At 66.5% G+C, this 23,863-nt stretch carries 21 protein-coding genes; 7 read left to right on the top strand and 14 right to left on the bottom strand.

Features of this window, described 5'->3' with window-relative positions:
* Nucleotides 1–23 precede the first annotated feature (23 nt).
* From AC6CIE_RS12485 to AC6CIE_RS12460, 6 genes are all read right to left on the bottom strand, one after another.
* A complete protein-coding gene (locus AC6CIE_RS12485) occupies nucleotides 24–947 on the bottom strand; it encodes a DUF817 domain-containing protein (protein ID WP_498092320.1) in 924 nt (307 codons plus the stop codon).
* 6 nt (nucleotides 948–953) lie between these two features.
* Nucleotides 954–1,751 (bottom strand): GTP cyclohydrolase FolE2, encoded by a 798-nt coding sequence (folE2, locus tag AC6CIE_RS12480; protein WP_175124663.1) that lies wholly within the window; start codon nucleotides 1,749–1,751, stop codon nucleotides 954–956.
* Between the two features lie 209 nt (nucleotides 1,752–1,960).
* A complete protein-coding gene (dxs, locus tag AC6CIE_RS12475; protein WP_218345111.1) occupies nucleotides 1,961–3,823 on the bottom strand; it encodes a 1-deoxy-D-xylulose-5-phosphate synthase in 1,863 nt (620 codons plus the stop codon).
* 54 nt (nucleotides 3,824–3,877) lie between these two features.
* Nucleotides 3,878–4,789: a polyprenyl synthetase family protein gene (locus AC6CIE_RS12470; RefSeq protein WP_175138796.1), complete on the bottom strand. Its 912-nt coding sequence runs from the start codon at nucleotides 4,787–4,789 to the stop codon at nucleotides 3,878–3,880.
* A gap of 7 nt (nucleotides 4,790–4,796) precedes the next feature.
* Nucleotides 4,797–5,063, bottom strand: a complete 267-nt coding sequence (locus tag AC6CIE_RS12465; RefSeq protein WP_056567431.1) for an exodeoxyribonuclease VII small subunit — start codon at nucleotides 5,061–5,063, stop codon at nucleotides 4,797–4,799.
* A gap of 82 nt (nucleotides 5,064–5,145) precedes the next feature.
* Nucleotides 5,146–6,000: an IclR family transcriptional regulator gene (locus AC6CIE_RS12460; protein WP_498092319.1), complete on the bottom strand. Its 855-nt coding sequence runs from the start codon at nucleotides 5,998–6,000 to the stop codon at nucleotides 5,146–5,148.
* A gap of 168 nt (nucleotides 6,001–6,168) precedes the next feature.
* On the opposite strand from AC6CIE_RS12460, the gene AC6CIE_RS12455 reads away from it, so the two are divergent.
* From AC6CIE_RS12455 to AC6CIE_RS12445, 3 genes are all read left to right on the top strand, one after another.
* The gene (locus AC6CIE_RS12455) at nucleotides 6,169–7,137 is read left to right on the top strand and encodes a Bug family tripartite tricarboxylate transporter substrate binding protein (RefSeq protein WP_175124668.1); all 969 of its coding nucleotides are present in this window, start codon (nucleotides 6,169–6,171) and stop codon (nucleotides 7,135–7,137) included.
* A 213-nt stretch (nucleotides 7,138–7,350) separates the two neighbouring features.
* Nucleotides 7,351–8,361, top strand: coding sequence for an acyltransferase (locus AC6CIE_RS12450; protein ID WP_175138797.1), 1,011 nt, complete (start codon nucleotides 7,351–7,353; stop codon nucleotides 8,359–8,361).
* 290 nt (nucleotides 8,362–8,651) lie between these two features.
* Nucleotides 8,652–9,797 (top strand): aromatic ring-hydroxylating oxygenase subunit alpha, encoded by a 1,146-nt coding sequence (locus tag AC6CIE_RS12445; RefSeq protein ID WP_175124670.1) that lies wholly within the window; start codon nucleotides 8,652–8,654, stop codon nucleotides 9,795–9,797.
* Between the two features lie 103 nt (nucleotides 9,798–9,900).
* On the opposite strand, the gene AC6CIE_RS12440 is transcribed toward AC6CIE_RS12445, so the two are convergent.
* The 5 genes from AC6CIE_RS12440 to AC6CIE_RS12420 form a co-directional block, all read right to left on the bottom strand.
* Nucleotides 9,901–11,031 carry a TIGR03364 family FAD-dependent oxidoreductase gene (locus AC6CIE_RS12440; RefSeq protein ID WP_498092318.1) on the bottom strand — a complete coding sequence of 377 codons (1,131 nt, stop codon included), beginning with the start codon at nucleotides 11,029–11,031 and terminating at the stop codon, nucleotides 9,901–9,903.
* A gap of 88 nt (nucleotides 11,032–11,119) precedes the next feature.
* Complete coding sequence (locus AC6CIE_RS12435; RefSeq protein ID WP_498092317.1) at nucleotides 11,120–12,142, bottom strand: putative 2-aminoethylphosphonate ABC transporter substrate-binding protein; 1,023 nt, start codon at nucleotides 12,140–12,142, stop codon at nucleotides 11,120–11,122.
* A 127-nt stretch (nucleotides 12,143–12,269) separates the two neighbouring features.
* A complete protein-coding gene (phnX, locus tag AC6CIE_RS12430) occupies nucleotides 12,270–13,100 on the bottom strand; it encodes a phosphonoacetaldehyde hydrolase (protein WP_498092316.1) in 831 nt (276 codons plus the stop codon).
* 17 nt (nucleotides 13,101–13,117) lie between these two features.
* Nucleotides 13,118–14,926 (bottom strand): putative 2-aminoethylphosphonate ABC transporter permease subunit, encoded by a 1,809-nt coding sequence (locus AC6CIE_RS12425; protein WP_498092315.1) that lies wholly within the window; start codon nucleotides 14,924–14,926, stop codon nucleotides 13,118–13,120.
* Nucleotides 14,904–15,977, bottom strand: coding sequence for a putative 2-aminoethylphosphonate ABC transporter ATP-binding protein (locus AC6CIE_RS12420; RefSeq protein ID WP_498092314.1), 1,074 nt, complete (start codon nucleotides 15,975–15,977; stop codon nucleotides 14,904–14,906). Before AC6CIE_RS12420 ends, AC6CIE_RS12425 begins: the two co-directional genes overlap by 23 nt.
* Nucleotides 15,978–16,122: 145 nt before the next feature.
* Here AC6CIE_RS12420 and AC6CIE_RS12415 point away from each other — a divergent pair, with 145 nt between their 5' ends.
* Both AC6CIE_RS12415 and AC6CIE_RS12410 read left to right on the top strand, forming a co-directional pair.
* Nucleotides 16,123–16,986 (top strand): LysR family transcriptional regulator, encoded by an 864-nt coding sequence (locus AC6CIE_RS12415; RefSeq protein ID WP_175124675.1) that lies wholly within the window; start codon nucleotides 16,123–16,125, stop codon nucleotides 16,984–16,986.
* Nucleotides 16,987–17,038: 52 nt separating this feature from the next.
* Nucleotides 17,039–17,608, top strand: coding sequence for a phosphonate degradation HD-domain oxygenase (locus tag AC6CIE_RS12410; protein ID WP_498092313.1), 570 nt, complete (start codon nucleotides 17,039–17,041; stop codon nucleotides 17,606–17,608).
* 55 nt (nucleotides 17,609–17,663) lie between these two features.
* Here AC6CIE_RS12410 and AC6CIE_RS12405 read toward each other — a convergent pair whose 3' ends face one another.
* Nucleotides 17,664–18,515 carry a sulfurtransferase gene (locus AC6CIE_RS12405; protein ID WP_498092312.1) on the bottom strand — a complete coding sequence of 284 codons (852 nt, stop codon included), beginning with the start codon at nucleotides 18,513–18,515 and terminating at the stop codon, nucleotides 17,664–17,666.
* A 37-nt stretch (nucleotides 18,516–18,552) separates the two neighbouring features.
* The gene (locus AC6CIE_RS12400) at nucleotides 18,553–19,407 is read right to left on the bottom strand and encodes a DMT family transporter (RefSeq protein WP_175124678.1); all 855 of its coding nucleotides are present in this window, start codon (nucleotides 19,405–19,407) and stop codon (nucleotides 18,553–18,555) included.
* A gap of 153 nt (nucleotides 19,408–19,560) precedes the next feature.
* Here AC6CIE_RS12400 and htpX point away from each other — a divergent pair, with 153 nt between their 5' ends.
* Complete coding sequence (gene htpX / locus AC6CIE_RS12395) at nucleotides 19,561–20,442, top strand: protease HtpX (protein ID WP_056567464.1); 882 nt, start codon at nucleotides 19,561–19,563, stop codon at nucleotides 20,440–20,442.
* 102 nt (nucleotides 20,443–20,544) lie between these two features.
* Here htpX and AC6CIE_RS12390 read toward each other — a convergent pair whose 3' ends face one another.
* A complete protein-coding gene (locus AC6CIE_RS12390; RefSeq protein WP_498092311.1) occupies nucleotides 20,545–21,936 on the bottom strand; it encodes an L-serine ammonia-lyase in 1,392 nt (463 codons plus the stop codon).
* A gap of 175 nt (nucleotides 21,937–22,111) precedes the next feature.
* Between AC6CIE_RS12390 and AC6CIE_RS12385 the strand changes: the two genes are divergently transcribed.
* Complete coding sequence (locus AC6CIE_RS12385; protein ID WP_175124680.1) at nucleotides 22,112–23,773, top strand: Na/Pi cotransporter family protein; 1,662 nt, start codon at nucleotides 22,112–22,114, stop codon at nucleotides 23,771–23,773.
* Nucleotides 23,774–23,863 lie beyond the last annotated feature (90 nt).

The raw sequence follows: 23,863 nt of genomic DNA, 5'->3' as shown, positions 1-23,863 counted from the left end.
GTCGCTTGCAAGCCGGCGTAGGCTTAAGAAATAAGGGACGCGTTTCGGGCAGGTTCCTGCCCGCCAGTTGCAGGCAGGTCGGCGGCGGTGATCGCCCGCGGCCGGTTCACGGCGCTGACCATGACGTAGCTGATGATCATGAGCAGGAACCAGGAACCCAGCTTGGCGATGGAAACGGCCTGCCAGACCTGCGCCTGGTTGGGATAGCGCCACGCATTGGCGAAGGTGCCGATGTTTTCGGCAAACCAGATGAACAGCGCCACCAGCACGAAGCCCAGCAGCAGCGGCATGCGCCGGTAGACCCGCCAGATCCGGAAATACACCCACGTGCGCGCGAACAGGACGGCGGTCATGGCGAACAGCGCCCATCGGAAGTCCATCACGTAATGGTGCGCGAAGAAGTTCACGTAGATCAGCACCGACAACACGGCGGTCGCGGCCAGCGGCGGATGCGCACGAAAGCGGAAATCGAATAGCCGCCACACGCGTGCCAGGTAGCTGCCCACCGCGGCGTACATGAAGCCCGTGAAAAGCGGCACACCGCCGATGCGCAGCACGCTGGCTTCGGGATAGATCCACGAGCCGGCGGCGGTCTTGAAGATTTCCATGCAGGTGCCGACCACATGAAACATCAGGATCACGCGCGCTTCGCTCCAGGTTTCCATGCGCAGCGCGAGCAGCGCGGCCTGGATGCCGAGCGCGGCGAGCGTCAGGAAGTCGTAGCGCGCCAGCGCGGCATCCTTGGGATACCACCAGTGCGTGCCCAGCAGCAGCGCGCACATCAGGCCGCCGAACAGGCACGCCCACGCCTGCTTCACGCCGAAGCGGAAGAACTCGTAAAGCGCCACGCCAAAGCGGCCGCGGCTCGCCAGATTGCTGGCCAGCCGCGCTTCCCATTGCTGCAGATCGGCGATGAGCGGCCAGTCGCTGGCCGCCGGGTGGCGCACGGGCGTTCAGCCTTCGACGACGGCGTAGGCCGAGTGGTTGTGAATGGACTCGAAGTTTTCGGCCTCGACGCGATAGCGCGCGATGCCGGGATGCGCGTTCAGGCGGGCCGCCACGTCGCGCACCAGGTCCTCGACGAACTTGGGATTGTCGTAGGCGCGTTCAGTGACGAACTTTTCGTCGGGGCGCTTGAGCAGGCCCCACAGTTCGCAAGAGCCTTCGTCTTCGATCAGACGGATCACGCCGTCCATCGAGATGTCTTCATTCAGGATGGCCGACACCGTGACGTGCGAACGCTGGTTGTGCGCGCCGTATTCGGAGATGGCCTTCGAACACGGGCACAGGCTGGTGACCGGCACCTGGACCACGAGCTCGAATTCGACGCGGTCGGCCTGCGCGCGCGCGATCCACTGGACCTCGTAATCCAGCAGGCTCTGCACGCCGGAGATCGGCGCGGACTTGTTGATGAAGTACGGGAACGATGCCGTGATGTCGCCGCGCTCGGCATGCAGCAGCGGCAGCATGTCGGCTGCCATGGTGCGGAACAGCGCCGGCGTCATGGCCGTAGTGCGGTATTTTTCGAGCAGGGCCACGAAACGGGACATGTGCGTGCCCTTTTCTTCGGGCGGCAGGGCCACGGTCAGCGTCCAGCTGGCCACCGTGCCTTGCGCCGAGCCGTCGCCGCTCTGGACCAGCATGGGATGACGCACGCCGCGGATGCCAACGCGCTGGATCGGAATATGCCGCGTGTCGGTGGCGCTCTGGACGTCGGGCATCACGATGGCGGGGTCGATCGGAGAATTCATTTCGGCTTACCTGTCCGGGCCGGCCCGCCATGGCGCAACGTGCTGGCCCAGTTGTCTTGAGAAGGGGCTAATTATCGCCCAGCCACGCGCAATGAGAAGGGGTAACCCCACGGCGCCATGCGGGCGGGGCCGGAACAGTGTGTTTCATCCTTGCGTCCGAAGACGCATGTCCTCGGCCGCAAGGACCAGCCGGAATCAGGTCGGCCGGATCACTTCAACAGGTCGGCGTAGCGCGTGCGGATCGACTGCTCGATGCCCGCGGCATCCAGACCCAGCCCCACCAGCAGGGCCGATTGCTCGCCGTGGTCGATGAATTCATCCGGCAGGCCAAGCTGCAGCACCGGAATCAGGACGCCGGCGGCGCTCAGCACCTCGAGTACCGCGCTGCCTGCGCCGCCCATGATGCAGGCGTCTTCCAGGGTGACGAGCGCGTCGTGGCGGCTGGCCAGATCCAGGATCAGGTCGCGGTCGATCGGCTTGGCAAAGCGCATGTCGGCGACGGTGGCATCCAGCTTGCCGGCGGCGCCCAGCGCAGCCTGCACCAGCGTGCCAAAGCCCAGGATGGCGATCTTCTTGCCTTCGCGGCGGACGACGCCCTTGCCCAGTTCAACGGTATCGAGGCTCTGACTTTCAGCCGCGCCGCAGCCCGCGCCGCGCGGGTAACGCACCGATGCCGGCCCGGGGTGCTGATAACAGGTCGACAGAAGCAGGCGGGTTTCGTTTTCGTCGGAAGGCGTGGCCACCACCATGTTCGGCACGCAGCGCAGGAAGGCGATGTCGTAATTGCCGGCGTGCGTGGCGCCGTCGGCGCCCACGATGCCGGCGCGGTCCAGCGCAAACGTGACGTCCAGGTTCTGCAGGGCGACGTCATGGATGAACTGATCGTAGCCGCGTTGCATGAAGGTGGAATAGATGGCGACGACCGGCTTCTGGCCTTCGCAGGCCACGCCCGCGGCGAACGTGACGGCATGCTGTTCGGCAATGCCCACGTCGAAATACCGCTGCGGGAAGCGCTGTTCGAATTCGACCAGGCCGCTGCCTTCGCGCATGGCGGGCGTGACGGCCACAAGGCGCGCATCCTGCTGCGCCGTGTCGCACAGCCACGTGCCGAACACCTGCGTGAAGGTGCGCTTGCCCGGCGCCTTCGATTGCTGGATGCCGACCGCCGGATCGAACTTGCCGGGACCGTGATAAAGCACGGGATCGGCTTCGGCCAGCTTGTAGCCCTGGCCCTTGCGCGTGACGACGTGCAGGAACTGCAGGCCTTCGAGGGCTTTCAGGTTCTGCAGCGTGGGAACCAGCGCGTCCAGGTCATGGCCATCGATGGGGCCAACGTAGTTGAAGCCGAACTCTTCGAACAGCGTGGCGGGCGTGACCATACCCTTGGCGTGCTCCTCGAAGCGGCGCGCCAGCTCAAGCACCGGCGGCACGTGCTGCAGCACCGCCCGCCCCACGTTCTTGGCCGTGGCGTAGAAGCGTCCGGACATCAGGCGCGCCAGATAGCGGTTCAGCGCCCCCACCGGCGGCGAGATCGACATGTCGTTGTCGTTCAGGATCACCAGCAGGTTGATGTCGGGCGTGACGCCCGCGTTGTTCATGGCCTCGAACGCCATGCCCGCGGACATGGCGCCGTCGCCGATCACGGCAATGTGCTGGCGCTGTTCGCCCGCATTGCGCGAGGCCACCGCCATGCCCAGGGCCGCGGAGATCGACGTGGACGAATGCGCGGTGCCGAAGGCGTCGTACTCGGATTCGCTGCGCTTCGGGAAGCCCGAAATGCCACCTTGCTGGCGCAGCTTGGCCATGCCGGCGCGGCGTCCCGTCAGGATCTTGTGAGGATAGGACTGATGACCCACGTCCCACACGATGCGGTCGTGCGGCGTGTCGAACACCTGGTGCAGCGCCAGCGTGAGTTCGACGGTGCCCAGGTTGGACGACAGGTGTCCGCCCGTTTTGGACACCGACTCCAGCACAAAGCCGCGCAGTTCATCGGCAAGCTTTTTCAGTTCGCGGCGATCCAGGCGCTTTAGGTCAGCCGGCGATTGAATACGGTCCAGTAAATCTGTCGTCATGCTTTTATGGGGTTCGTTGGCCCGGCCTACCAAGAAGGCCGGGCTGATCTCGGATCAGCGGTCTCGAAGAACGATGAAGTCGGCGAGCTGGGCCAGACGCGCGCCGGCGTCGCCCAGCGGCGCCAGGGCGGCCAGCGCCGCCACGCGCAGTTCCTCGGCAAAGGCCCGGGCTTCGTCCAGGCCCAGCAGGGACACGTACGTAGGCTTGTTTTCGGCGGCGTCCTTGCCCGGCGTCTTGCCCAGGCTGGCGCTGTCCGCGGTGACGTCAAGAATATCGTCGACCACCTGGAACGCCAGGCCCATGGCCTGCGCGTAGGCGTCCAGCGCCTGGCGCGATGCCGAGCTGGCGCCCGCCACGATGCCGCCCAACGCCACGCTGCATGCCAGCATGGCGCCGGTCTTCATGCCGTGCATCATCTGCAGTTCATCGCGCGACAGCGAGCGGCCGACGCTGAACAGGTCGATCGCCTGCCCGCCCGCCATACCCTGACTGCCGGCCGAGCGGGCCAGCGACTGGGTGGCCTGGACGATCAACGCCGGGGCGATCGGCATGGACGCGATCAGTTCGAATGCCAGCGGCTGCAGCGCGTCGCCCGCCAGCATGGCGGTGGCTTCGTCGAACTGCACGTGCGTGGTGGGACGGCCACGGCGCAGCGTGTCGTCGTCCATGCAGGGCAGATCGTCGTGGATCAGCGAGTAGGCGTGGATCAGTTCGACGGCTGCGGCCGCGCGGTCCAGCGAGGCCTCGATGGCAAGCACGCTGCCGCTGACGGGGCAGGCCTGTCCGGCGGCATAGACCAGGGCGGCGCGCACGCGCTTGCCGCCGCCGAGCACGGCGTAGCGCATGGCTTCATGCAAGCGGGCAGGCGCCTGATCCGCCGGGGGCAGCAGGTCGTCGAGCACGTCTTCGACGTGGCGCGCACGGCCTTGCAACCACTCGGAAAATGCGAGTTGAGTTTGCTTCATCGGTGTCTTATTCGTCGTCCAGCGCCGCGGGATCCAGCGGCCGCAGCAGGCCGCCCTCGAGGACCTTGACCTGCTGCTCGGCCTGCGCCAGGCGATCCTGGCACACCCGCGTGAGCGCCACGCCGCGCCGGTAGGCAGCCAGCGATTGCTCGAGCGGCAGCGATCCGTCTTCCATGGCCGCGACCAGTGATTCCAGTTCGGCCAGCGCCGTTTCGAAATCCTGGGGCAAGGGACGATCGTCGTTCTGCGGATCAGCTTGAGTGGGTTTGGCCAAACGGGCCTCCGGGGCACTTGGGGGTGGATTAATCCGTGAATTGTACGAGATAGCCAGACGCGGCCCGGATGCGTCCCATGCCCTAGGCCTGCGTGCCCGCCAGGCCCGCCACCGCCGCCAGGAGCGCCGGGGCGACGTGATCCCGAAGATGCGAAGCCTCCAGCAAGCTGGCCGGCCCGCCGCAGCTCATGACGAAGACGCCTTCGCCCGTGATGGACGTGAACGGCACGGCCACGGCATTGATGCCGGATTGCCATTCGCCGATGGCGCAGCAGCAGCCGGCCTGCGCCAGTTCGGCGCGCGCCCGCGCGATGGCCTCGGGCGCCGGCGCCGCCTGGTCCAGGCGCGCGAGGACGGCGTCGCACTCGTCTTCGGGCAGACTGGCCAGGTACGCACGTCCCATGGCGCTGTCCAGCGTGGCGCGGTAGCCCACGGGCAGGCGCAGGTACAGCGCGGACGAGCCGTGGATCGCTTCGACGTAGGTCATGGCGTCGCCGTCGAAAGCGCCCAGCGCCACCGCGCCGCCGGTCTCGCGCGCCAGATCGGTCATGGACGCCTTGGCCAGTTCGCGCACTTCCAGGCCGGCAAGCAGGCCGAATCCCAGCGCCAGCACGCCATAGCCGGGCGAATACTTGCCGGTGTCGGGGTGATAGCGCAGGTAACCCAGTTCCGTGAGCGTGTAGGTGATCCGGCTGATGGTGGGCTTGGGCAGGCCGGTCAGGCACGCCAGATCCAGGTTGCCCAGCGCGGCCACGCCGTGGCGGAAGCACCGCAGCACGTCCAGGCCGCGCGCCAGCGCCGTGATGAAGTCAGGGGAATTGGCGCCCTCGCCCGCGCCGGCGGCCCGCTTGCGGCGGGCGGGCAGGCTCAGTTCAAGCTTCTGGTCTGGCTTGGACGGCGGGAGGGTGATGCGCTTGGCGCCAGAAAACGGTTGCATTTATATACGCTTCGTTTTTATAGTTTATTTCGAAAGACAGAATTAAATTCCATATTCCGGAATTTAAAACATCCAAGGAGACCTGGCAAGCGACGTCGTGAACGATATGCGCGTCAGCCAAGCCAGGCCCGGCGATCCACTCTGACCATGCGACTTCAAGGGGAAAACATGATTCGCAACAGCTTCAAACTGCTCGCCACCCTGGTGCTCAGCGCCGCCGCGCTGGGCGCCCAGGCCGATACGTATCCGTCCCGCCCGATCAAGGTGATCTCGCCCTTCCCGGCGGGCGGCGCCACCGACGTGCTGACGCGCGTCCTGGCCGAGCGGATGGCCAAGAACCTGGGCCAATCCATGATCGTGGAAAACAAGGCCGGCGCAGGCACGTCGATTGGCGCGGCCTATGTCTCACGCGAAGCGCCGGACGGCTACACCATCCTCATGGCCACCAACTCGACGCTGGTGACCAACCGCTATCTCTACAAGGAACTGCCCTACGACCCGGACAGCTTCGCCAAGATCGGCATGGTGGGCGTCGGCCCGCTGGTTCTGCTGTCCTCGCCCAAGCGGCCGTTCAACAGCACGCAGGACGTGGTGGCGTACGCCAAGCAGAATCCGGGCAAGCTGACGTTCGCGACCTTCGGCCCGGGCACGTCGTCGCACCTGGCCGGCGAACTCTTCAAGGAACGCGCCGGCATCGACATCCTGCACGTGCCCTTCAAGGGCGCCACGCAGGCCCTGCCCGCCCTGATCAGCGGCGACGTGGACCTGTTCTTCGACATGGTGGCGACCGGCATGCCGCAGGCTGACGCCGGCAAGGTCAAGGTCTTTGCAATCACGAGCCCCACGCGCCTGGCGACCGAGCCCAACGTGAGCACGCTGGCCGAGCAAGGCTATCCCGCGTTCGACATGACCGCGTGGTTCAGCTTCGTGGCCCCCAAGGGCACGCCGGCACCCGTTGTCGAGCGCCTGCAGGCCGCGCTGACCGAAACGCTGAAGGACGAAGCGGTGAAAAAGCGCCTGCTGGACATGGGCATCGACCCGCGTTCGGGCACGGCGGCCGAGCTGGACAAGCAGATCAAGACCGAGCAGCCCATCGTGTCGCAGCTCATCAAGCAGGCCAACATCGTCCTGCAGTAAGCCTGCCTTCACGCCGGTTTCGTGACAAAACGTTCGCGGAGTGCCGGCCCGCGACCGGCGTGCCCGCGGCCCTGCCGCGAGCATGCCTTTCCCCCCGACAGCGCCCTCACGGCCCTGTCGGTTTTTTACGCGCGGCCTAACCCCTGGATACAGAAATCGGCGTCACGTCGCTGCTAAGGTAAGGCGCAGTCGCCGAACCATTCCGGGAGCCCGATGCCTCAGACCGAAGACCGATACGCCCGCCTGGACTCAGCCCGCTGGCTGGCTGCGCTGGCCGTCGTTCTGCTGCACAGCGCCGCACTCATCGTCAGCGATCCCGCCGCCCACGGCCGCGGCGCATGGCTGGCCGCCAATCTGTACGACTCCGCCGCACGCTGGTGCGTGCCCGTCTTCGTGATGGTGAGCGGCGCCCTGCTGCTCGACCCCGACAAGCCCCAGGACGCGCGGCGCTTCTACAGCCGCCGTCTTGCGCGCATCCTAGCCCCGCTGCTGTTCTGGACGCTCTTCTACCTGGCATGGCGCACGGGGCTGGACTGGTGGGACGACGGCCGCATCGATTTTTCGTTCTGGCCGCGCAAGGTCGCGCAGGGCGAGCCTTACTACCACCTCTGGTACCTGTACATGATCGTGGGCCTGTACCTGTTCGCGCCGCTGGTCCGCGTGCTGTATGTGCGCAGCACGCCGAAGGCGCGCGCGCTGTGGGTCGTCGGCATCCTGGGCGTGGCGATTCTTGACGCCCTGTACCGCCGCGCGCTCGGCGCGCCGCATGGCTTTTTCCTGACGTGGTTCCTGCCTTACCTGGGCTACTTCGTCGCGGGCCGTCTGATCTTCGATGGCGAGATGCGCGTTCCGCGCCCGGGCCTGATGCTGGCCGCCACCGTGGCCGCGACCGCGTTGGGCGTGACCGTCATGTCCAACGGCCACGTGCTGGACACCTACTTCTACGACTACTTCAGCCTGACGGTGCCGTTCATGTCGCTGGCTGCGTTCCAATGGATCGTGTCCTCGCCGCGATTGCCAAGGCTTGCAGCGCTGGCCCCGTTGACGTTTGGCGTCTATCTCATCCATCCCGTCTTCCTGGATGTCGCGCGCCGCGTCGGGGCTTTTTCGGGCCAGGACCGCGATGCGTGGGTGGTGCCGCTCCTGACGATGATGGTGTTCGCCTTGTCGGCCGCCAGCAGCTGGTTGCTCAGGCGTCATCCGGCCACCCGCCGGCTCGTCTGAAAGACCTACGGAATAAAGGGTTAATCGCGGTTTGCGCGCGGTCAAACCCACCCCGGGATTCACGCGAATGGCCTGCCCTTTTGCCACGGGCGTCGTACAAGCCCTTGGGGTACAATTCACGGCTTATTTGATCGGCCAGACACCGATTTTTCTTCGCGCCAGTACGGATTCAACCAGGCTCGAATTCACGAACAAGGCCCCCGGCAAACACCGCGAGGGACCTGGACTTGAACAAAAGCGCCTGGCAAGGCTCAAACCGTCCTGGCTTTTTTATCCGAGCGGAGGGAATCATGACCGACATCGGTCGGATGGCACATGTCGTGCCAGCTCGCACCCAGCTACCCGTCAGCGCTTATTTTGACGAAGCCCTCTTTGCCCGCGAGCAAGAACTCATTTTCAAGCAATCCTCGCTGTACGTCGGCCACCAGAAATTGGTGCCCGAAATCGGGGATTGGCGTACGTTGGTCCAGGAAAACGGAGGGCGCTCGCTGGTTCGCAACCAGCATGGCGTCGAACTCATCTCAAATGTCTGCCGTCACCGTCAGGCATTGATGCTTGGTGGCGAAGCCGGCAACGTGGCCGGCAACTGCAACACGCACGGCAACCTGAAGGCAACCGGCGGCAACATCGTCTGCCCGCTGCACCGCTGGACGTACAACAACCAAGGCGAGTTGTTGGGCGCGCCGCAGTTCGAAACCACGCCCTGCATGAACCTGCAGAAGTTCCGCCTGCGCGATTGCCACGGGCTGCTCTTCGAAGGCCCGCGCGACCCGGCTGCCGACATGGCGCCACTGTTCGGGCGCCCCGAGTTCGACTTCGGCGACTACGTGCTGGATCACGTTGAAGTGCATCAGTGCAACTACAACTGGAAGACCTTCATCGAGGTCTACCTCGAGGACTACCACGTCGGCCCGTTCCATCCCGGACTGGGGCGCTTCGTCACCTGCGACGACCTGACCTGGGAGTTCAACGACTGGTACAGCCTGCAGAAGGTGGGCGTGCACAACGCGCTGGCGCAGCCGGGTTCGGACGTGTACAAGCAGTGGCACGACCGCCTGCTGTCGTTCCGCGAAGGCGACGCCCCCGACTTCGGCGCCGTGTGGGTCACGTACTTCCCGACCCACATGATCGAGCTCTATCCGCACGTGCTGGTGCTGTCCACGCTGTACCCGAAGGGCCCGCAGGAAACGGTCAACGTGGTCGAGTTCTACTACCCCGAGGAAATCGCTGCGTTTGAGCGCGAGTTCGTCGAGGCGCAGCGCGCGGCCTACATGGAAACGGCCATCGAGGACGACGAGATCGCCGAACGCATGGATGCCGGCCGCAAGGCGTTGATGCTGCGCGGCGTGAACGAGACCGGTCCCTACCAGTCGCCCATGGAAGACGGCATGCAGCACTTCCACGAGTGGTACCGCCGCATCATGCAGTCGGTGTAGTCCCCACGGCTTCAGCCCGCATGACAAAGGGCCTTGCGACATCCTTTACGGATCGCAAGGCCCTTTTTTTGTCCAGCGGCGTTGTGCGGTTCAGCGTCCGAGTTTAACGTCCAATAACGCCCGCCACCGTCCGTTCGCCGATCGCCAACCCCACCGTCATGCCGACGCCAGAGTGCATGACCGCCACCGTGGTGGCCGCGTCCACCGGCATCACGGAAAACGGCGCCGGTCCGTGCGCGCCGTAGACGCCTTGCCACCGCTCGACCACGCGCAGCCGCGCGCCCAGCGCCTGCGCGGCCAGATCCAGCATGGCGTTGTCGACGGCTTCGTCGTTGAATGGCAATGCGTCCTGCCCGTACTGGTGCGAGTCGCCGATGATCAGTTCGCCGTACGGCGTGGGACTGATCAGCAGGTGGATGCCGTTTTCCAGCAGCATCGGCGTACGCGCCTGAATCACGCCGCGCAGCGTCTGCGCCGTCGGCAGGTCCGAGAACGCGCCGTAATGCACGCAGGACAGGCCGGTGAGCAGCGGCCGGTCCAGCGCGATGGGCGCGCCGTCGAACACCGCACGCAGCATCTGCAGGCGCGTGACCTCCAGGTTCAGCGGCGCGAACTGTTCGGGCAACAGGGTCAGGTAATCGTGGCCGGGACACACGAACACATGCGACGCCTTGAAGTCGCCCGCCGAGGTGCTGACTTCGCCGTTTTCCACGGCGCGCGCCAGGGTTCCCGTGATGAAGTCGATGCCCAGCGAGGACTGCAGATAGTGCGTGATGGCCGGCAGCGCCTCGCGCGAATAGATCTGCAGGTCATCGTGGCCGCGCAGCGCCAGGCAGTGGTGGGCCAACTGGCCGTTGTACAGCGCCCCCACCTCGCGAGCCGACAGCAGGTCGGCACGGTAACCTTCCTGCCGCAGCCGCATGTCCGCGAATTCCCGCAACACGTCGGCCTCGTCGGCATTGCGCGCCAGCACCAGCGCGCCATTGGCACGCACATGAAAACCCGCCTTGTCCGCCAGATCGAGCCACAGCTCGCGGGACTGCTGCGCGTGCGACAGCATCGTGCCGGGCGCCTGGCCCGTCACGATGACCTGACCGAAGTTGCGGATCGTCGCGCCGTGCGCCTGGCGGCTGCGCTCGATGACGGCCACGGACAGGCCGCGCTTGGCGGCCGCCCAGGCATGCGCGATGCCGAGCATGCCCGCGCCCACCACGATTACGTCGTAAGTCTTCATTTTTGAACTACTGCGAGAGGAATGTCGGGGAGACCCCCGCGGGTCTCCCGATGCGCGGCGGCGCGCTGCCGCCGCCATGGGTCAGGAATTACTTCTTCTTCGGCTCGGACTTGCCGTCGTAGCGCTTCGTCCACTCGGCAATGATGCGGTCGCGGTTCGTTGCGGCCCACGTGAAGTCGTTCTTGATCATGCGCGAGGTCAGATCGGCCGGCAGGTTCGGATTGGCGGTCGCGATCGACGGGATCGCCAGCACCGCGAAGTTGGCCTTGTACAGCTCGTTGGCTTCGCGGCTTGCCGAGAAGTCAGCCAGCTTGCGGGCGGCGTCGAGGTTCTTGGTGCCCTTCATGATGGCGGTGGCTTCGACTTCCCAGCCCAGGCCTTCCGACGGGAACACGGCTTCGACCGGCGCGCCGTCGGCCTTCAGCTTGGCGGCGCGGTAGTCGAACGAGATGCCGATCGGGAATTCCCCGGCGGCAGCCATGTTGCACGGCTTGGAACCCGAGTGCGTGTACGAGCCGATGTTCTTGTGCAGGGCGTCCATATAGGCCCAGCCCTTTTCTTCACCGAAGATCTGCAGCCAGGCGCTGACGTCCAGGAAGCCCGTGCCGGACGAGGCCGGGTTCGGCATGACGATCTTGCCGGCGTACACCGGCTTGGTCAGGTCCTGCCACGACGTGGGCTTGGGCAGCTTCTGCTTTTCGGCTTCGATCGTGTTGAAGCAGATGGCGGCGGCGTAGCCGTCCATGCCGACCCAGGCCGGTTCGGCCTTGGCGTCGCGCATGTTGGCGGCGATCTGGTCCAGGCCCTTCGGGGCGTAGGGCTGCAGCATGCCTTCCTTGTCCATCAGGCCCAGCGCCGTGCCGGCCAGACCCCAGATCACGTCGGCCTTGGGGTTGTTCTTTTCGGCCAGCAGCTTGGCGGCGATGATGCCGGTGGAGTCGCGCACCCACTGGATCTTGATGTCGGGGTTGGTCTTTTCGAAGGCGGCCTGATAGGCCTTGATCTGGTCGGCTTCCAGCGCCGTGTAGACGGTCAGCGTGGTCTCGGCCGAGGCGGCGCCCATCACGCCCGTCAGGGCGGCGGCCAGTGCAAGCAGCTTGTAGCGATTCATGAACAACTCCGTGAGTGAGCGGAAAAGCAGGGTGAACGAGGTCCCCACGGCCGGCGGCTGCCGGCTGCGGATCGTGGTGAGTCAAAGGTCTATGGATGGCCCGGGACGCCGGGCGGCAGCGTCTAGTTCAGGGGCGGTCGCCTCGCGACAGTCGGGCTTCGATGTCGTCGACCACGGCCGGCAGGTCGGCCACCGTGTCGATCAGGTAGTGCGGGCCGGCCGGATCCAGCTCAGCGCGGGCGGCATCGCGTGCCGCGTCGCGGGCGGGTTCGGAAAGGCCCTTGTACTCATCCAGCGTCAGGCCCGCAGCGTTGCCGGACAGCAGCAGCCCCACGGTCCACATGCCCGCGCGGCGGCCCTCTTCGATGCCGGGCGCGGTGTCGTCGACCTTGATGCAGCCGGCCACGTCGGACAGCCCCAGTTCCACCACATTCTTCAAGGCCATGGCGGGCGCGGGACGCGCGCGCGGCACTTCATCGCTGGCGACGATGCAGTCGGGCGTCAGGTCCTCGGTGGCGGCGCGTTCGACCACGCGGCCCATCACGCTGGCGGGATAGCCGGAGCACGATCCGATCTTCAGTCCGCGCGCGCGCAAGGCGCGCATCACGTCCGCGGCGCCCGGAATGGCGGCCGAGTACTGCGCCACTTTTTCCAGCTGCATCGGCAGAAAACGCTCGTAGATGGCGGTGACGTCGTCGTCGCTCGGCAGGCGGCCGAAGCGGGCCTGGTACTGGCTGGCAATGGCGGGCTGGTCGCACAGCGTGCGGATGTGATCCCACTTGCCCATGCCCATCGGGCCGCGCGCTTCTTTCAGCGACACGTCCATGCCGAACTGCGCAAACGCATCCACGAACACCTTGGTGGGGGCAAAGGAACCGAAGTCGACCAGCGTGCCGGCCCAGTCGAAGATCACCGCTTCTAGACGGACGGGCAAAGGTTGAGCAGTCATGAAAGTCATCCTGGAAAAATAATCGGTCAGCGGGACGCCGGGCGCCGCCAGGCCTGGGTGCGCGCCACCAGGGCGCGGCTCGCCAGGTGCAGGACCAGCGCGGCGACGGCGGAACTGGCCATGATGACCGTGCACATGGCGGCGGCCGGGCCGATGAAGCCGGCGTCGTCCATGTTCAGCACGGCAACGGCGGCCAGCACCGTGGACGGGCTGTACAGAAACACCACCGCCGACACGGTCGTCATGGCGGACACGAACAGGTAGCGGGCCACGTCCAGCGCCGCGGGCAGGCACATCGGCAGCGTCACGCGCAAAAAGGTCGTCAGACGCGGCACCTTCAGCGATGCGGAGGCGGCCTCGAACTCCGGGTCCAGCGCATTGAGCGCGGTGGCGGCCGTCAGGTGGGCGCTGGTATAGAAGTGCACCACCGTGCACAGCACGAGCAGCGGCATCGTGCCGTACAGCACGTTCAGCGGGTTCGACACGCTGTTGAAGAAGAAGATGTAGCCCAGGCCCAGCACCAGTCCCGGCACGGCCATCGGCATCAGCGCCAGCATGCCGGCCATGCCGCGCAGGCCGCGCGCCATCGTGCTGCGGGCCGGCACCTTCTCCATCATCCACGCGCCGACAAAGACCACCAGGGTTCCGACGAGCGCGGTGCAGAACGCGAGTTGCAGGCTGTTGCGCCAGGCGAGCCAGCCGCCGCCGTCCATGTTGTCGAAGTCGTACGAACGCAGCGACATCGACAGGTTGTACGGCCACATCTTCACGAACGAGGCCCAGACCGCCACGCCGATGATCAGCAGCAGGAAGGCCGCCATCACGCCCGCCAGCGCCAGGAACGCCGCGTCGCGGCGGCCGTTCACGCTGGCCGCGTAAGGCTGCGCGCGGCCGCTCATCTGGGCGCCCTGACGGGCACGCAAGCGGCGGTCCAGCACGAAGGTCAGCAGCGCCGGCAGCAGGAGCAGGATGCCAATCGCCGCCCCCTTCGGAAAATTCTGCTGCCCCACCACCGCCTTATAGGCTTCCATCGCCAGCACGTTGTAATCGCCGCCCACCACCTTGGGCACGCCGAAGTCCGTGACGGTCAGCGTGAACACCACGCAGCAGGCCGAGAACACCGCATAGCGCGTGCCGGGCAGCGTGACCGTCATGAAGGTGCGCCACGGCCCCGCGCCCATGGCGCGTGCGGCGTCATACAGACGCCCATCTGCCAGCGCCAGGCCGGTCAGCAAAATCATGAGCGCATGCGGAAACGTGTAGAAGGCCTCGCCGACGACGATGCCCCAGAAGCCGTAGATGGTGGCGCCGCCGGTCAGGCCCTTGAGCAGGCCCTGATTGCCAAGCAGGTAGACCAGCGCAATGCCGGGCAGCAGCGACGGCGCCAGCAGCGGCAGCAGCGCGATCGTGCGCAGCAGGCCCTTGCCCGGCAGGCGGGTGCGGGTGAGGCCATAGGCAAAACCGTACGCGCACGGCACCACCAGCAGGGTCGTCACGACGCCCACCGCCAGGCTGCGCCCAACCATGTCCATGAAGCCGTCGGCGCCGATGATGCTGGCGATGACCGACAGGCCCGCCCAGCCGCCGTCAGCGTCCGTGACCGATTTGAGCAGGATCGCCGCCAAGGGCAACGCCAGGAAAAGCAGAAGGCCAAGCGCCAGGCCGCCCTGCCCCAGCGCCAGGCCCAGCGCGCCGACCCACGCGGGCAACGGGCGGCGTCCCAAGGCGGGCAGCGGCGCGGATGCGGGAACCGCGGGCGCAGCGGAAACCGCAGCGGGCTGGCCGATGGCGCGGGAATTGTTCACGACCGGATCAAGCGTAGGCGCGTATCGCATGGCGCGGCAGCTCCACCCAGCAGCGGCCGGCAGCGTGAGCGCCCAACAGGGCGTCTCCGGTTTCAGGGGACACGATGGAATGGACCGTGGCGCCGGGCACGCCTTCCAGACGCAGGGCGAGACGATAATTGCGGCCCAGAAACACGCCATCCAGCACGTCGGCCAGCATGGCGTTCGGCGCTTCCGGCTTGGCCATGGAAACGCGCACGGCCTCGGGCCGCACGAAAAGCTTGCCCGAGCCAGCGTCCAGCGCGGCGTCCACGGCCAGCTCCTGGCGGCCCACGCGGGCGCGGTGGGTGTCGATGCGTTCGAACGGCAGCCAGTTGGCCTCGCCCACGAAATCGGCGATGAAGGCCGATCCGGGCTGACGATACAGTTCGCGCGGCGTGCCGTACTGTTCGATGACGCCGCCGTTCATCACGGCGATGCGGTCGGCCATCACCATGGCCTCTTCCTGGTCATGCGTCACCATGAGCGTGGTGATGGACAGGCGCTTTTGCAGCGCACGCAGTTCGATGCGCAGGTGTTCACGCACCCGCGCATCCAGCGCGGACATGGGTTCGTCCAGCAACAGCAGGGACGGCGACGGCGCCAACGCGCGCGCCAGCGCCACGCGCTGCTGCTGGCCGCCCGAGATCTGGCCGGGATATTTGTTCGACGCGCCCGCCAGACCCACCAGCGTCAGCATTTCCTCGACGCGGCTGGCGACGTGGCTGCGGTGGGCGCGCTTGCCGCTCAAGCCGTAAGCCACGTTCTGGGCCACGGTCAGGTTCGGAAACAGCGCATACGACTGGAACAGGATCCCGTAGTCGCGCGCCTGCGGCTCGGCATGGGAGATGTCGCGGCCCGACAGCACGATGGTGCCGCTGTCTTGGCGCTCCAGCCCGGCAATCGCGCGCAGCAGCGTCGTCTTGCCGCAACCCGACGGCCCCAGCAGACACACCAGCTCTCCGGCGCGGATATCCAGCGACACATCGGCCAGCGCCGTGTGGGTGCCGAATCGCTTGACGAGATTCTGCACGGAGAGAAAGGCGGTATCGCGTTGGGGCATGAGGCCTCCGGTCTGGGAACGAAGGCAGTATGGAATCGGCGTATTGAGCGTTTATGACACTTCGCGCAAATGCAGTAATAAAAACATCAAATTATTTTGGTGTACTGGCGGTCTTGCGCATTGCGTCCAATCCTCGCCCCCGATCGTGCTCGTCGCCGAACTCAAATCCTTCTATGCCGTGGCCCGCTGCGGAACCGTCACCAAGGCCGCCGCCCAACTGGGCGTGAGCCAGCCCACGGTGACCGGGCAGTTGCGTCAGCTCGAATCGCGCTACGGCATCGAACTGTTCCACCGGCAGGGGCGCGGCATGCGGCTGTCGGACGCCGGGCAGAACCTGATGCCGATGGTCGAGAAGCTGGTGCAGCAGGAGACCGAGATCGACTTCCGGCTGCGCGACGCGAGCGATCTGCGCGAGGGCAACCTGCGCATCGGCGCGACCGGCCCGTACTACATCATGGACACCGTGCGGCGCTACAACCAGCGCTATCCCGGCATCGACCTGACCGTCACGATCGGCAATTCGCAGTCGATGCTCCGGGCGCTGCAGGATTACCGCATCGAGATTGCCACGTCTTCCTTTCTGATGGATGACAAGCATCTGTACCGGCGCAAGATCGCCGCGGACCCGATCCGCGTGGTGGTGCACCGGACACATCCGCTGGCCCGGCGCGGGCAGGTGCGCCTTGCCGATCTGGCGGATTATGCGCTGCTGCTGCGCGAGCCGGGTTCCATGACGCGCCACCTGACGGAAGAGGCGCTGCAAGCCGCCGGCGTCACCGTGCGCCGCACGCTGGAAATCGGCAGCCGCGAGTCGATCCGCCAAGCCATCCTGTGCGAACTGGGCATCAGCCTGATCCCGTCGCGCGAAATCCCGTCCCACCCCGATCTGGCGGCCCTCGACATCGAAGACGCCGGCATCGTGATGAATGAGTACCTGTACTGCCTGCGCGAGCGCCAACCGGTGCAGCTTATCGCGCGCTTTCTGGAGATGGCGCCGGCAGCCGGCTGACCGTTGCGGTCACTGCCCGCCTCTTCCCCTTGCGGCCACTCAGGAGACAACCATGGCCTTGACCCTGCAGGATATCGAACAGCTTTTCCTGGAACGCGGGCACCGTTCCTATCATGGCGAATCCGTCAGCCATCTGCGGCACGCGCTGCAGACGGCGACGCTGGCCGAACAGAACGGCGCCAACGCCCATCTCATCACGGCGAGCCTGCTGCATGACCTGGGCCACCTGATCGCCGATCGGCCCGGCACGCCGACGCTGCGCGGCATCGACGACAAGCATCAGTATTTCGTGCTGCCCTTCCTGCGCGGCTTGTTCAGCGCCGCCGTGCTGGATCCCATCCGCCTGCACGTCGAGGCCAAGCGCTACCTCTGCTATGTCGAACCGCAGTACGAAGCGAGGCTATCCGAGGATTCCCGCCGCAGCCTGGCACTGCAGGGTGGCAGTTTCGACGCCGGCCAGGCGGTGGACTTCGCCAGCATGCCCGGCGCGCCCGATGCGATCCGCCTGCGGCGGTGGGACGACATGGCCAAGGTGCCGGGGCTGGCCACGCCGCCGCTCGATCACTTCCTGGAAATCGCCGAAAGCGTGTCCGGACGCGTCAAGCTGGCCGCGGTCTGGTAACTGCCCGCCCGCGACCATGAAAAAAGCCAGGGTATAGGCCCTGGCTTTTTGTCGTTCATTCGCCCTTGGCCACCGGCCGGGCGGGATCGCTGCACCATTCGCTCCAGGAACCCGGATACAGGCGGGAACCGGACAGGCCGGCGATTTCCATCGACAGCAGGTTGTGGCAGGCGGTGATGCCCGAGCCGCACTGGTGGACGATGGACGCCGGATCGCGCCCCGCCAGAAGCGCCCCGAATTCCGCGCGCAGCGCGTCGGCTGACTTGAAGCGGCCGTCCGGCTGCAGATTTTCGCCGTTCGGGCGGTTCAGCGCGCCGGGGATATGGCCGGCCACCGGGTCCATCGGTTCCACTTCGCCGCGATAGCGATTGGCGGCGCGCGCGTCGATCACGGTGAAGGCCGGCTGGGCGATGTTGGCCAGCACCGTCTGGGCATCCACCGTGCCGGCCAGCGGTGCGCCTGGCTCGACCGGCTTGCCCGGCTGCACGGCGGGCGCCGCGTCATGGCTGACGGGCAGGCCAGCGGCCGTCCAGGCTTGCCATCCGCCGTCCAGCACGGCGACCTGGTCATGGCCCAGCCACCGCAGCATCCACCACAGATGCGCCGCATACATGCCGCCGCTGGCGTCGTACGCCACGACCAGCGTGCCGGGGGTCACGCCGTGGGCGGCCATCAGCGCGCCGAACTGGGCGCGGTCCGGCAGCGGATGGCGGCCGTTCTCGCCCGTCTTCGCGGCGGCCAGCTCGGTTTCATGATCCAGGTAGCGGGCGCCGGGAATGTGGCCCGCGTCATAGGCCTGGCGGCCCGCCGCGTGGTTGGTCAAATCGTGGCGCACGTCGAACACGCGCACGTCGGGCGTATCCAAACGCGCGGCCAGGTCAGCGGCGGAGATCAGGGTCGTCGTCATGCGAGGGGGCTCCTGTGGAATTCGGCGGATGCTGGGTTCAGACCGGCTTGGGATCGCGCATGGTGCGCCACACCGACAGCAGGCCCGCGAAGATGATGAGGCCCATGCCGGCCCAGGCCACGACGTCCAGATGGTCGCCCCAGAAGCCCATGCCGATCAGCGCCGCAAAAATGATGGTGCTGTACTGCAGGGCGGCGGTCAGCAGCGCCGACCCCATGCCGAACGCCCGGGTCATGGCCAACTGGCCAAACAGCCCCGCGACGCCCACGCCCAGCAGCGAAAGATAACCGGTCCAGTCCGCATAGCCCCAGCCTTCAAACGCCAGTCCGGCGCCGCTGGACGCGCACACCGCGACCGAGAAGAACAGCACCGTGCGCCATTCGGGTTCGCCGATGCGGCCCAGCTGGCGGATCTGCATCATTGCGATGGCGGACATGGCGCCCGCCCCCATGCCGAGCAGGGCGGCAAGCCACTGGTCTTCGTTGATACTCGGCCGCAGCACGGCAATCACGCCCATGAACCCCAGCGCCACGGCCAGGATCCGCACCGGATCGCGCTGCGCCCCGCCCCACCCCAGCATCCAACAGGCGATGAACAGCGGCGCCGTGTAGTTCAGGCTGGTGGCCGTGGCCAAAGGCAGATGGGAGATGGCAAAAAAGCCCAGCCACATCGATGTGACGCCGGACAGATTGCGCCAGATGTGCAGCTTCCAGCTCGTGGGAATGATGGACTGGCGGCCGGCGCGCGCCCAGATCAGCAGCAGGATCACCGACGGCAGGCCGCGAAAGAGCACGACCTGCGGCAGCGACGCGCCGTGTTCGGTGCCGAGCTTCACGAACGACCCCATGATGGCGAACATGGCGGACGCCACCAACATCCAAAGTGCCTGCATGCGGGTCTACGCTAAGGGAAAAGGGGGGATGGAATAAGGGAAAGCGATACTATACTCTCCGTCACCCGGAGCGGAGCCGGCGAGTCGGGGAACTGGCGAGGCCCCGCGATGTCGAAATCCGGGTATTTGCCGCTCGCAGAGGAATAAAAAAACATGAAACGCATTGTTCTGTTCGTCATCACCAACCTGGCCGTCATGCTCGTGCTGTCGGCCACGCTGCGCATCCTGGGCGTGGACCGTGTCATCACGGCCAACGGGATCAACTTCAACGCGCTCCTGATCTTCTCGGTCGTGGTCGGCTTCACCGGCGCCATCATTTCGCTCCTCATGAGCAAGCCGATGGCCAAGTGGAGCACCGGCGCGCAAGTGCTGGATCCCAACGCGCCCCGCAACCAGCGGGAAGCCTGGCTGGTCGACACGGTCCACCAACTGGCCGACCGCGCCGGCATCGGCCGCCCCGAAGTCGCCATCTACGAAGGCGCCCCCAACGCGTTTGCCACCGGCGCGTTCAAGAACGACTCGCTGGTCGCCGTCTCGACGGGCCTCCTGGAAAGCATGTCCGAAGAGGAAGTCGCAGCCGTGCTGGCGCACGAAGTCGCGCACATCGCCAACGGCGACATGGTCACCCTGACCCTGATCCAGGGCGTGGTGAACACCTTCGTCATCTTCCTGGCGCGCGTGGTCGGCTACTTCATCGACCGCGTCGTGTTCAAGAACGAACGCGGCATCGGCCCGGGCTACTTCGTCACGGTGCTGGTCTGTGAAATCATCTTCGGCGTCCTGGCCTCGATCATCGTGGCCTGGTTCTCGCGCCAGCGCGAATACCGCGCCGACGCCGGCTCGGCCCACCTGATGGGCGCCCGCGAACCGATGATCCGCGCGCTTGCCCGCCTGGGCGGCCTGGAACCGGGCGAACTGCCCAAGTCCTTCGAAGCGTCCGGCATCACCGGCAAGGGCGGCCTGGCAGCCATGTTCGCCTCGCACCCGCCGATCCCGGCCCGCATCGCCGCGCTGCAGAATGCGCGCGTGATCTGATCGGCCCCGGCCCTTGGCCGCAAAAAAGCCCGCTTCGGCGGGCTTTTTCGCGTACGTATCAAGCACAAGTGCGTGGATGGGAGGCCGCCACCCAGGCCGCGCTCAGCACTCGACGATATTCACCGCCAAGCCGCCCCGCGCCGTTTCCTTGTACTTGGTCTTCATGTCGGCGCCGGTTTCGCGCATGGTCTTGATGACCGAGTCCAGCGACACATAATGCTGGCCGTCGCCGCGCAGCGCCATGCGGGCGGCGTTGACGGCCTTGACCGAGGCCATGGCGTTGCGCTCGATACAGGGAATCTGCACCAGTCCGCCGACCGGGTCGCAGGTCAGGCCCAGGTTGTGCTCCATGCCGATCTCGGCCGCATTTTCCACCTGCTCCACCGACCCGCCCAGCGCCGCCGCCAATCCGCCGGCCGCCATGGAACAGGCCACGCCAACTTCGCCCTGACAGCCCACTTCCGCGCCCGACAGCGACGCGTTGTACTTGTACAGCAGCCCGATCGCGGCCGCGGTCAGCAGGAAGTCGCGCACGCCATCGCGGTTGGCGCCCGGCACGAAGCGATCGTAATAGTGCAGCACCGCCGGGATGATGCCCGCCGCGCCGTTGGTCGGCGCGGTGACCACGCGGCCGCCCGCGGCGTTCTCTTCGTTGACGGCCATCGCGTACAGGTTCACCCAGTCCATGACGGACAGCGGGTCGGACAGCGTGCGCTCGGCGCGCTGCGTGAGATTGCGGTACAGCTCCGGGGCACGGCGGCGCACGCGCAGCGGACCGGGCAGCTCGCCGTCCGCCTCCGGATAGTTGATGCCACAGCCGCGCGCCACGCAGTCCTGCATCACCTGCCAGATCCGGTCCAGACCGGCATTGACTTCCGAGGTTTCGCGCCAGGTCAGCTCGTTCTGCATCATGATCTGCGCGACGGTCATGCCGTTTTCCTGGCACATGGCCAAGAGCTCGCGTCCCATGCGGAACGGGTACGGCAACTGGTCGTGCGCGGCGATGACCTGGCTGTTGGACGCGCCCGCCGTGACGACGAAGCCACCGCCCACCGACAGGTAGCGCGCCTCGCGCAGGCTCTGGCCGTCGGCGTCGAAGGCGTGGAACTTCATGCCGTTGGGGTGCTCGGCCATGGCTTCTCGGCGGTAGAACATCAGGTGTTCCTTTTCCACGAAGGGAAGCGGGTACTTGCCCAGCAACGGCAGTTGGCGGCTGGCGCGCACGGACGCGACCATGCCGGCGATGGCAGCCGGATCGACGGTGTCGGGCGCCTCGCCCATCAGGCCCAGCAGCACGCCCTTGTCGGTGCCGTGGCCCTTGCCGGTGGCGCCCAACGATCCGTACAGTTCGGCCCGCACGCTGGCGACCCGCGGAATCAGGCCGTCACGCTCCAGGCCCTGGGCGAACAGCAGCGCCGCCCGCATCGGACCCACGGTGTGGGAACTTGACGGGCCGATACCCACCTTGAACAGATCGAAAACGGAAACGGCCACGCCAAACTCCAAGACATCCACAAATGATCAGGCAATGATACGCGTAGCCCCGGGCGCACGCAGCAAAGCCCCGCCGGGCGTATCCTGTATCTTCGCGCCGGGTGTCAAAGCCCGGCGGGGCATGCGATCATTACAGAATTATTACTTGTCATAAAAAGAACGGAAAAACGCCTGGATGTCTGGACTCATTACCCTGCTTGACTTCGCCGGCTACGTGGCGCTGCTGCTTTGGGGCGTGCACATGGTGCAAACGGGCGTCCAACGCGCGTTTGGTGCGGCACTGGGCGCGGCGCTGGGACGCGCCCTTGGCACGCGGCTGCGGGCATTCTTTGCCGGCCTGGGCATCACGGCCGCATTGCAGAGCAGCACCGCCACCGGCCTGATGATCACCGGCTTTGCCGCGGGCGGCGTCGTCGGGCTGGTGCCCGCCTTGGCGGCCATGCTGGGCGCCAACGTCGGCACCACGCTGATCGTCCAGCTGCTGTCCTTCGACCTGACCGAGCTTGCGCCGATCCTGATCCTTGCCGGCGTCTGGATGTTCCGACGCTACCCGCCGGGCCGCACCCGCGACCTGGGCCGGGTTTTCATCGGCCTGGGCCTGTTGCTGCTGTCGCTGCACCAGCTCGTCGAACTCTTTGCCCCTTTCCAGACCGCGCCCATGCTGGGCATGGTCCTGGACGCGCTGGCGACCCAGCCCGTCGCTGCGGTGCTGCTGTCCGCGGCATTCACGTGGGCGGCGCACTCCAGCGTGGCCGTGGTGGTGCTGGTGATGTCGCTGGCCAGCCACAACATGGTGGCGCCGCATGTGGCATTTGCGCTGGTGCTGGGCGCCAACCTGGGCACGGCAATCAACCCGATGATCGAAGGCGTGACCGGCGACGACCCCGCCGCCCGCCGCCTGCCGCTGGGCAATTTGCTGACACGGGTGCTGGGCGTGCTGGCCGGCCTGCTGCTGCTGCCGCTCCTGCAGCCCTGGATGAGCGACCTGGCGCGCGACCCCGCCCGCGCGGTCGCCAACTTCCACACCTTGTTCAATGTGGTCATTGCCCTGGCCTTCCTGCCGCTCCTGACGCCGTACGCCGCCCTCCTCACCCGCTGGCTGCCCAAACGCGCCGACCCGAACGACCCGTCGCGGCCCCAATACCTGGACGAATGGGCGCACGACGTGCCGGCCGTGGCGCTGGGCAACGCCGCGCGCGAAGCCCTGCGGATGGCAGACATGCTGCAGACGCTGCTGCTCTACGCGCGGGCGGGCTTCAAGCGCGACAACCGCCACCGCATGGTGCAGGCGCGCCAGCTCGACGGCGCGCTGGACAAGCTGGAAAACGCCATCACGACGTATCTGGCGACGCTGGACCAGGAAAACATGACCCGCGACGACATCCAGCGGCTCGACGACATCCTGGCCTTCACCAGCAACATCGGACACGCTGGCGATATCGCCCATCACGGGCTGCTCAGCCACGTCGCCAAGTTGCGTAAACAGGGATGGACGTTCTCGCCCGAGCAACGCGCCAGCCTGGACGACACGCTGGGCCAGCTCATCGCCAACCAGCGCACCGCCGCCGCCCTTTTCGTGAACGACGACCTGCGCCAGGCGCGTTCGCTGGCCGGCGAAAAGGCGCGTTTCCGCACGATCGAAACCCAGGCGGCCGACACGCACCTGCAGAAGATCAAGTCGGGCCAGGTCGACGCGGCGGAAGTCGGCGCGTTGTATCTGGACATCCTGCGGGATATGAAGGGCATCAACTCGCATCTGGTAGGCGCGGCGGCGTACCCCTTGCTGGCACGCCACGGCGAGCTCTTGCCCAGCCGTTTGCGCGAAGCGGGGAATTAATAGCCTCCACGCCGCGCACGCTTCGCACGCTTGCTGCCCCCCGAGGGGGCGGCCCCGCATGAAAAAGCCGACCCGCGGGTCGGCTTTCTT

The organism is Achromobacter sp. GQ309, from assembly GCF_059759315.1.
Note: the sequence above shows the minus strand (reverse complement) of the source record. Positions and strands in the feature narration are given on the sequence as shown.